A 7,584-nucleotide genomic window follows, 5' to 3' on the forward strand; every position below is an offset into this window, starting at 1 on the left:
TGATCGAGGCCTTTGACCACCCAGGCGGGGAAATCGACGTTCACCCGCTTCAATTCGGTGTTGGGCCGTTTGCTGCGCGACCAGTCGATCTGATCGCTCACGTCTTCGCCAGCGTCGAAGCGCTTGTCGAGTTCAGTTGCCTTCATGAAGCTCCACCTCTTGCCTGCCAGCGCGGCGGACCGAGATGATCCGCACTGCCATCACCCCGCCGTGCGGCCAGGCCGCGGCGACCCAGCCAGCCCCAGAAACACCAACACCGCCTGCCCCAGCCGCACCATATCCGCATCGTCCAGCCGGCCAATCTGCGCACCGAGCTTTGATTTGGGCACGGTGGTGATCTTGTCCACCATCAAACGGGATGGCGCGCGCAGGCCGTTGCGGGTGGTTGGCGTGATGGCCAGGCGGAACAGCGGCGCGTCGGTGGGATCGGTGGTGAAGGCGCAGATGGTGAGGGAGGCTGTGCCATCGAAGCTGTCATCCTGAAGAATGACGACGGGGCGCGGCTTGCCGGCATAATCGTTGCCGCCCGCGACCGTCCAGATTTCGCCGCGCTTCACGGACCGACCTTAATCGTCGGCCCCATCCGAAACCGCATCGATGAAGGCCTGATCGTCGTGCGCGTGCGCACTGGCGGCGACGGCTTGCGACTGCTGATGCGCCGCCGCGCGGAAGCCGGGCGCGCGCACATCGGGCACCCAGATCTGGATCGGCCGCAGGCCCTGTTCCCGCAACCGCGCGCGAAACGCCTGCACCTTGATGCGCGATGACTTCGGGCTTGCTGCGGCATCCATGGCAGGGGGCTCCACTGTCGTTACATGTAACCTATCATGCTGAGCGACAGGATGCCAGTGACTTGCCAGCGGGCGGTGCGCCGGCGGTTGGATGCGCCATCCCGGCGCAGGATCAGGCGGCTCGCTTTTTGCGCATGTTGCGCAGGCGGGCCAGCAGATCGCGGACTTTGGCGCCGTCCACGATCCAGATGGCGATGGCAAAGACCAGCACGCCCACCGGGATCAGCGCGGCGAGGCGGAGCACCGGCGAGGCCAGATCGGCCAGCCACATCTGGTCCACGCCGTACACCGCGGCGCCCATCAGCATCGATGCCAGCAGCGGGCGGACAACGCCGCCCAGGATATCGATGGTGCGGCATTCCAGCAGCTTTGCAGCGAAGAAGCAGGAGATTGGCGTTGATACCAGCACAAAGCCCAGGCGGCCCAGCACCACCGGCATCAGGCCAAACGGGGCCACAATCCATGCGATCAGGGCATTGGCCAGCAGCGAATAGAGGCTCCAATACAGCAGGAAATTCACCTTCTTCTTGGCGCTGAACACGGCCTGGTTCAGCTCAATGAGGGTGCCAAGCCCGGCGGTGATGGCGATGACCGCGAACACATCGCCCGCCTGCGCCCATTGCGGCCCCAGCAGCACGCGCACCATCGGATGCGCAACCGCGGCCAGGCCAAAGCACACGGCGCCCATGATCACCATCCCGGCGTGCAGGGCGCTGATATGGGCGGCGGCCAGCCGCTTCATGTCATCCTGGATGCTGGCGAGGATCGGGAAGCTGACGCGGGCAATATTGGTGGCGATCAGGCGCAGCGGAATGCTGGCGGCTTGCTGGGCGACCGACAGGGTGCCGAGCTCTGCCCCCGACAGCTTCACACCCACGATCGGCCGTTCGATCGTGGAAGCCAGAAAATCCACCATGGCTGCAGTGGTGACCGAAGCGCCAATGCCAAGCAGCGGCCGAACCGCCGAAAAACTATATTGCAGCCGCGGGCGATAATCCGATGCCCACACGATCAGGGCCGTGTTTACAAAGCCAAGCAGCAGAAATTGCGCCACCAATGCCATGGCGCCGGCGCCCTGCAGCGCCAGCACAATGGCAATTGCGCCCCCACACAGCGCACCGACGATTTCGGCAAATGATAGCAAATGGAATTTGAATTGCCGTTCAAGATGAACATAGGCCACGCTGCGCACGCTATAAACCAGGAACAGCCATGCGGCCGTCCGCAGTGGGCCTGGCAAATCAGGCTCGTTGAACAGGCGGGCAATCGGTTCGGCGCAAAGGATGGTCAGGGCGGTCATGGCGATGCCGATGGCAACAGAAAACCAGAACGCGCTGTCTTCTTCCAGTTGGGTGGTGTTCTGGCGCATGATCAGCGCGGCGCGGATGCCAGCCTCCCCAACATATTGCGCAAAGCTGACAAAAAACAAAACAAGCGCAAACACGCCGAATTCGCCGGGCGTCAGATAGCGCGACAGCACCGCCAATGTGCCCACGCCGATGATGGCCCGCCCGCCGCGTGACAACACCGTGGTAATCACGCCGGGGATGGCGTGACGGCCCAGGTCATCCGGCGCCTTTTTGGCCCCGGCACCGGTTGGTTCATTGGCGGGTTCGGTCATGGCTGCCCCAGTTGCAATGCGTGCCGACAGGCTTTTTGCAACCAGTCCGACGTGTTCGCCGATGAGCGGATATCATGCTCTTGTGTCTCATCGGTGCGCCGTCCGTAGCCCAGCGTCTGACCGGTCGCAACCATGGGCATGCGCCATAATAGCAGCCATTTTAGAGGCATGTCTTGACGGGCTGACGGTGGATGCTGTTGGCAGGCCGCCATGTTGGCCGCCGCCGTTTCTGATCTTGCGCCGCTGGCCGCGCTGTTTGCAAGTGCGGTGCTGGCCGGATCGGTGCTGCCGGCGCAATCGGAGCTTGTGCTGGCTGCGCTGGTGCGGGCTGGCGGCCAGCCGGTCTGGCTGCTGGTCGCGGTCGCCACGATCGGCAATGTGCTGGGCGCTTTTGTCAATTACGGGCTTGGGCGCTCCGCCGCGCAGCTTCGCGGCCGGCGCTGGTTTCCGCTGTCGGATGCCGGCTGGCAGCGCAGCACGGCGCTGTTCAACCGGCATGGCACGTGGATATTGCTATTGAGCTGGGTGCCGATCATCGGCGATGGCTTCACGGTGATTGCCGGGGCGGCGCGCACGCCCTTCTGGTGGTTTGCGCTGCTGGTCAGCGTGGGCAAGGGCGCACGCTATTGGCTGTTGGCGGCGGCGCTGGCCTAGCTGCCGGCCCACTGATTCAACTGGCTGGCCGGATCACCGAGCACCGCGGCGGCCGGCCCTTGCTCCACGATGGTGCCGGCCACGATGAAGGCGCAAGTGTCGGCAATGCGGGCGGCGTCTTCCAGATCATGTGTCACGATGATCATCGGCACCGCGCTGGCGGCACGCACCTGCGCCACCAGCGCCGCCAGCGCGCGCCGCACCGGCCGATCAACGGCGGCGAACGGTTCATCCAGCAGCAGCACCGCCGGATCGCGGGCCAGGGCGCGGGCCAGCGCCACCCGCATCTGTTCGCCGCCCGACAATTCCGCCGGCTGCCGCCGCAGCGCCGCGCCGCCGATCTGCACCGCCGCCAGCAGCGCCTGCGCCGCCGCCGCATCCCGCTGCGCTTGCGCGATCATCACATTGCCAAGCGCATCCAGATGCGGAAACAGCCCGCCGCCCTGCATCACCAGCCCGGCCCGCCGCTGCCACGCCGGCACCGCGCCGCGTTCGTCCAGCCACAGCGCGCCGCCGATCTGCACGCGGCCCGTGGCGGGGACCAAGCCGGCAATGGCCTTCAGCAGGCTGGTTTTGCCAGCGCCGGACGGCCCGACCAGCGCCAGAGTTTGCCCCGGCGGCACAACAAACGCTGCGTCCACTGCCAGCGGCCCGGCCTGGCTAAGCGTGACAGACAGCCCGTCAATCACGCTTGCGGCCCAGCAAGAACAGCAGGGTGACGGCGATCAGGCTCACGCTGGCCAGCAGCAGCGCCAGCCGCACCGCGCCTTCCAAGTCAAAGGCCTGCACCCGGTCATAGATGGCCAGGCTGAGCGTGGCGGTTTCGCCCGGAATGCCGCCGCCCACCATCAGCACGACGCCAAATTCGCCCAGTGTGTGGGCAAAGGCCAGCACGGCGCCGGTGGCCAGCCCCGGCCAGGCCAGCGGCAGCTCCACCCGCCAAAATGCCCGCAACGGTGAAAGGCCGCAGCTGGCCGCCGCGCTGCGCAGATCATCGCCCACGCTGCGAAACCCCTGCACCGCCGGCTGCACGGCCAGCGGCAGATTGACGAGCACCGATGCTACAAGAATGCCGGCAAAGCTGAACACCAGCTGCCCGCCGCCCAGCGCCGCCCATGCCCGGCCCACCAGCGTGCCCGGCCCCATGCCCACCAGCAGCGCCAGCCCCACCACGGTTGGCGGCAGCAGCAGCGGCAGCAGCAAAGCCGCCTCCACCACCGGCTTGCCGCGCCAATTGGTGATCGCCAGCCAGCGGCCCAGCAGCACCGCGATTGGCAGCAGCAGCGCCGCCGCCGCGCCCGCCAGCAGCAGCGACAGCCGCAGCGCCGTCCAGTCTGCTGCGATCATGGCAAGCCAAAGCCCGCCGCTGCCAGCACGGCGCGGCCTGCCGGCGACGTGATACGGTCTGCAAAACCGCGCGCTCCCGCATCGGCGCCGGGCATCAGCACCAGGGTTTGCAGCAATGGCGGGTGGCTGGCCGGCGGCACCGGCAGCACGATCAGGCCGCGCGTCCTGCCGGCCTGGGCCAGCGGCAGCGCCACCAGCCCGGCCTGCGCAGCGCCGCTGGTCACATAGGCCAGCGCCTGCGCCACATTGTCCGCCAGCACCAGACGCGGCGCGGCAGCGGCAGTGGCACCCAGACTGGCGAGCACGGCCTGCGCGGCGCGGCCATAGGGCGCGTGGGCGGGATTGGCGATGGCCAGATGGCGAACCCGGCCACTGCGCAGCGCCGCCTGCAACCCGGCGAGATCACGAATGCCGGTGCCGGGCCTCACCACGAGCGCCAGCCGCCCCAGCGCATAGGGCCGCGCCGTCGCCCCCGGTAGAGCCTGCACCACGCGCTGCGCGGTGGCGGCATCGGCCATCAGCAGCAGATCAAACGGCGCGCCACCCATCGCCTGCTGCGCCAGCGTCCCGGATGATCCGAACACCATGGTGATGCGCTGGCCGGTGGCGGCTTCATGCGCCTGCGCCAGCGCCGGCAGCACGGTGCGCAGATCGGCCGCGGCCGCCACAGTGGTGCCCCGCACCGCCAGCGGCCAGACCAGCATCATCAAAAGCAGCAAGCGCAATATCATCGCGCCGTCATGCCAGCGCTGGGCACCCTGTGCAACGCGTGCCCAAACCGGCTAAGACAGCGCGCATGCGCCGCCCTGATCCCGTCGAACCCTTTCACGCCATCGCCTTGTCACGCCTGGCCCGCCAGCTGGAGGGCGAAGGGCGCAGCATCATTCACATGGAATTCGGCCAGCCATCCACCGGCGCGCCGGCCGCTGCCATCGCGCGGGCGCAGCATGTGCTGGCCACCGATCCCGGCAGCTATTGGGAATCCGAACCACTCAAGGCCCGCATTGCGCAGCTTTATGCGACACGCCACGGCGTAGCGGTGCGGCCGGAGCGCATCATCCTGACCTGCGGCGCATCGCCGGCGCTGGTGCTGGCGCTCAATGCGGCGTTTCGCGCCGGCGATGTCGTGGCCATGGCGCGGCCGGGCTATGTTGCGTATCGCAACACGGTGCGCGCGCTGGGCATGCAGCCGCTGGAGATCGCGTGCGGCGCCGATAGCCGCTTTCAGATCACCGCCGCCCATATCGCCGCGCTCGATCCGGCGCCGGCCGGCCTGATCATCGCCAGCCCGGCCAACCCCACCGGAACCATCATTGCCGCGGATGAACTGGCGGCCATCGCCGCCGTGTGCGCAGCGCGCGGCATCCGCATCGTATCGGATGAGATTTACCACGGCCTGTCCTTTGTCGGCCCAGTCGCAAGCGCGCTGGAATTCGCGCCGGGTGCACTGGTGGTCAACAGCTTCTCCAAATATTTCTCGATGGTTGGCTGGCGATTGGGCTGGTTGGTCGCGCCCGAAGATCTGCTTGATGCCGCGCGGGCGCGCATGGGCAATCTGTTCCTCACTGCGCCCACCCTGTCGCAACACGCCGGGCTGGTGGCCATGGACTGCGTGGATGAACTGGAGGGCCATATCGCCCGCTATGCAGCCAATCGGCAGTTGATGCTGGATGCGCTGCCGGCGATGGGCCTCAACAGAATTGCGCCGCCCGATGGCGCTTTTTACATCTGGGCCGATGTTGCCCACCTGGCCGAGGATTCAGCGGCGCTGGCCGAACAATTGCTGCGCGATACCGGCGTCGCCTGCGCGCCGGGTTTCGATTTCGATCCGGTGGGTGGCCACAGGTTCCTGCGTTTCAGCTTTGCCGTCTCAACGCCGCTGATAATCGAAGCAATCGCCCGCATGACGCCGTGGTTTCAGGCGCGGCGCTAGGCTTACCCAGCTGCCACTGCCGGATGGCGCACTGGTGCCCGGAAAAACAGGATCGCCGTCAACCCGACAAACACCAAAGACAACAGGAACGGCGCGCCCGGCGCATAGACCGGCGCGCCGCCGCCAGAAAACCAGCCGAACGTATTGGTCATCAATGGGGGGCCGATGATCGCCGACAGGCTCTGGATCGACGCGACGGCGCCTTGCAGCTCGCCCTGCTCCGATGGACCGATCTCCGCCGACATCAGGCCTTGCAGGCACGGAAACACCAGCCCCTGAAAGCAGGACACGGCAATGCCCAGATAAATCATCCAGCCCACATCGGCCGCAGCATAGGTGGAATAGCCAGCCACCGCCGACACCAGCCCGAACATGATGATCCGGCGCTGGCCAAAGCGCGGGATGAGCCGCCGGCTGAACACCCCTTGCATCAACGCGCCCGAAACGCCCACAGCCGCCAGGCTCCAGCCGACCTGTTCGGGCGTCCAGCCATAGCGGAGCTGGCCGTGATAGGACCAGATCGTGTACAGCGACTGGTAGGAAATCGTCCACACCAGCACGGTTGCAGCCAGCGTCAACACCGTGGGATGCGCCGATTTCAACCAGATCAGCGCGCCAACTGGGTTGGCCCGCCGCCAGTCAAAAGCGCGCCGGCGTTCCGGTGGCAACGATTCGGGCAACACGAAATAGCCATAGACAAAATTGCCCATCGCCAGCGCGGCCGACAACAGGAATGGCACTTCGGAGCCATATTTTGCCACCAGCCCGCCCAGCGCCGGCCCGATGATGAAGCCAAAGCCGAACGCCATGCCGATCACCCCGAAATTCGCCGCGCGCTTTTCCGGAGCTGACACATCGGCGATATAGGCATAGGCAGTGGGAAAGGTGGCGCCGGTGATGCCGGCAATCACCCGTGCCAACACCAGCCACGCCAGCGTGGGGGCAAAGGCCATGACCAGATAATCGAGGCTGAAGGCGGCCAGGCTGGCCAACAGCACCGGGCGGCGGCCAAAACGATCCGACAGGCCGCCGATCACCGGCCCCATCACGAATTGCACGCTGGCATATAAAAACGCGATCCAGCCCGATACCTGCGCGGCGCTGCCCAGGCCGCGCCCGGTCAATTTCATGATCAGTTCGGGAAACACCGGAATCACGATGCCAAAGCCAATGGCATCGATCAGCACCGTGACGAAGATGAATGCCAGCGCGCGGTTCATGCCGGCAGATTTTCGAAG

Annotated in this window: 10 protein-coding genes; 2 read left to right on the top strand and 8 right to left on the bottom strand. The window is 66.5% G+C overall.

Annotation, left to right across the window (positions count from 1 at the left end; all coding sequences use genetic code 11):
* From brnA to ABWP50_RS12275, 4 genes are all read right to left on the bottom strand, one after another.
* Positions 1 to 146, bottom strand: a 146-nt coding sequence (gene brnA, locus ABWP50_RS13625) for a type II toxin-antitoxin system BrnA family antitoxin (RefSeq protein ID WP_502951061.1), incomplete at its 3' end; no start/stop codon positions are given.
* Positions 147 to 200: 54 nt separating this feature from the next.
* A complete protein-coding gene (locus ABWP50_RS12265) occupies positions 201 to 557 on the bottom strand; it encodes a type II toxin-antitoxin system PemK/MazF family toxin (protein WP_353218273.1) in 357 nt (118 codons plus the stop codon).
* 9 nt (positions 558 to 566) lie between these two features.
* Positions 567 to 791, bottom strand: coding sequence for an antitoxin MazE family protein (locus ABWP50_RS12270; RefSeq protein WP_353218274.1), 225 nt, complete (start codon positions 789 to 791; stop codon positions 567 to 569).
* Positions 792 to 903: 112 nt separating this feature from the next.
* Positions 904 to 2,412: a lipopolysaccharide biosynthesis protein gene (locus tag ABWP50_RS12275; protein WP_353218275.1), complete on the bottom strand. Its 1,509-nt coding sequence runs from the start codon at positions 2,410 to 2,412 to the stop codon at positions 904 to 906.
* 210 nt (positions 2,413 to 2,622) lie between these two features.
* On the opposite strand from ABWP50_RS12275, the gene ABWP50_RS12280 reads away from it, so the two are divergent.
* Positions 2,623 to 3,066, top strand: coding sequence for a YqaA family protein (locus ABWP50_RS12280; RefSeq protein ID WP_353218276.1), 444 nt, complete (start codon positions 2,623 to 2,625; stop codon positions 3,064 to 3,066).
* On the opposite strand, the gene ABWP50_RS12285 is transcribed toward ABWP50_RS12280, so the two are convergent.
* From ABWP50_RS12285 to modA, 3 genes are read right to left on the bottom strand one after another with little or no spacing between them, the layout of a single operon-like run.
* Complete coding sequence (locus ABWP50_RS12285) at positions 3,063 to 3,755, bottom strand: ATP-binding cassette domain-containing protein (RefSeq protein ID WP_353218277.1); 693 nt, start codon at positions 3,753 to 3,755, stop codon at positions 3,063 to 3,065. The two genes, ABWP50_RS12280 and ABWP50_RS12285, sit on opposite strands and share 4 nt — an antisense overlap.
* Positions 3,748 to 4,413: a molybdate ABC transporter permease subunit gene (modB, locus tag ABWP50_RS12290; protein WP_353218278.1), complete on the bottom strand. Its 666-nt coding sequence runs from the start codon at positions 4,411 to 4,413 to the stop codon at positions 3,748 to 3,750. Before modB ends, ABWP50_RS12285 begins: the two co-directional genes overlap by 8 nt.
* The gene (gene modA / locus ABWP50_RS12295) at positions 4,410 to 5,144 is read right to left on the bottom strand and encodes a molybdate ABC transporter substrate-binding protein (protein ID WP_353218279.1); all 735 of its coding nucleotides are present in this window, start codon (positions 5,142 to 5,144) and stop codon (positions 4,410 to 4,412) included. Before modA ends, modB begins: the two co-directional genes overlap by 4 nt.
* 65 nt (positions 5,145 to 5,209) lie before the next feature.
* Between modA and ABWP50_RS12300 the strand changes: the two genes are divergently transcribed.
* Positions 5,210 to 6,346 (top strand): pyridoxal phosphate-dependent aminotransferase, encoded by a 1,137-nt coding sequence (locus ABWP50_RS12300; protein ID WP_353218280.1) that lies wholly within the window; start codon positions 5,210 to 5,212, stop codon positions 6,344 to 6,346.
* A gap of 2 nt (positions 6,347 to 6,348) precedes the next feature.
* Here ABWP50_RS12300 and ABWP50_RS12305 read toward each other — a convergent pair.
* Positions 6,349 to 7,584, bottom strand: a 1,236-nt coding sequence (locus tag ABWP50_RS12305) for a TCR/Tet family MFS transporter (protein ID WP_353218281.1), incomplete at its 5' end; no start/stop codon positions are given.

The sequence above is a fragment of the Sandarakinorhabdus sp. genome, from assembly GCF_040398645.1.
In the GTDB taxonomy this organism is placed as follows: domain Bacteria; phylum Pseudomonadota; class Alphaproteobacteria; order Sphingomonadales; family Sphingomonadaceae; genus Sandarakinorhabdus.

Coding starts and splice junctions, on each gene's coding strand:
- ABWP50_RS12300 (WP_353218280.1), top strand. CDS start 5,210: ATGCGCCGCCCTGATCCCGTCGAACCCTTTCACGCCATCGCCTTGTCA.
- ABWP50_RS12280 (WP_353218276.1), top strand. CDS start 2,623: ATGTTGGCCGCCGCCGTTTCTGATCTTGCGCCGCTGGCCGCGCTGTTT.
- ABWP50_RS12275 (WP_353218275.1), bottom strand. CDS start 2,412: ATGACCGAACCCGCCAATGAACCAACCGGTGCCGGGGCCAAAAAGGCG.
- ABWP50_RS12270 (WP_353218274.1), bottom strand. CDS start 791: ATGGATGCCGCAGCAAGCCCGAAGTCATCGCGCATCAAGGTGCAGGCG.
- modB (WP_353218278.1), bottom strand. CDS start 4,413: ATGATCGCAGCAGACTGGACGGCGCTGCGGCTGTCGCTGCTGCTGGCG.
- modA (WP_353218279.1), bottom strand. CDS start 5,144: ATGATATTGCGCTTGCTGCTTTTGATGATGCTGGTCTGGCCGCTGGCG.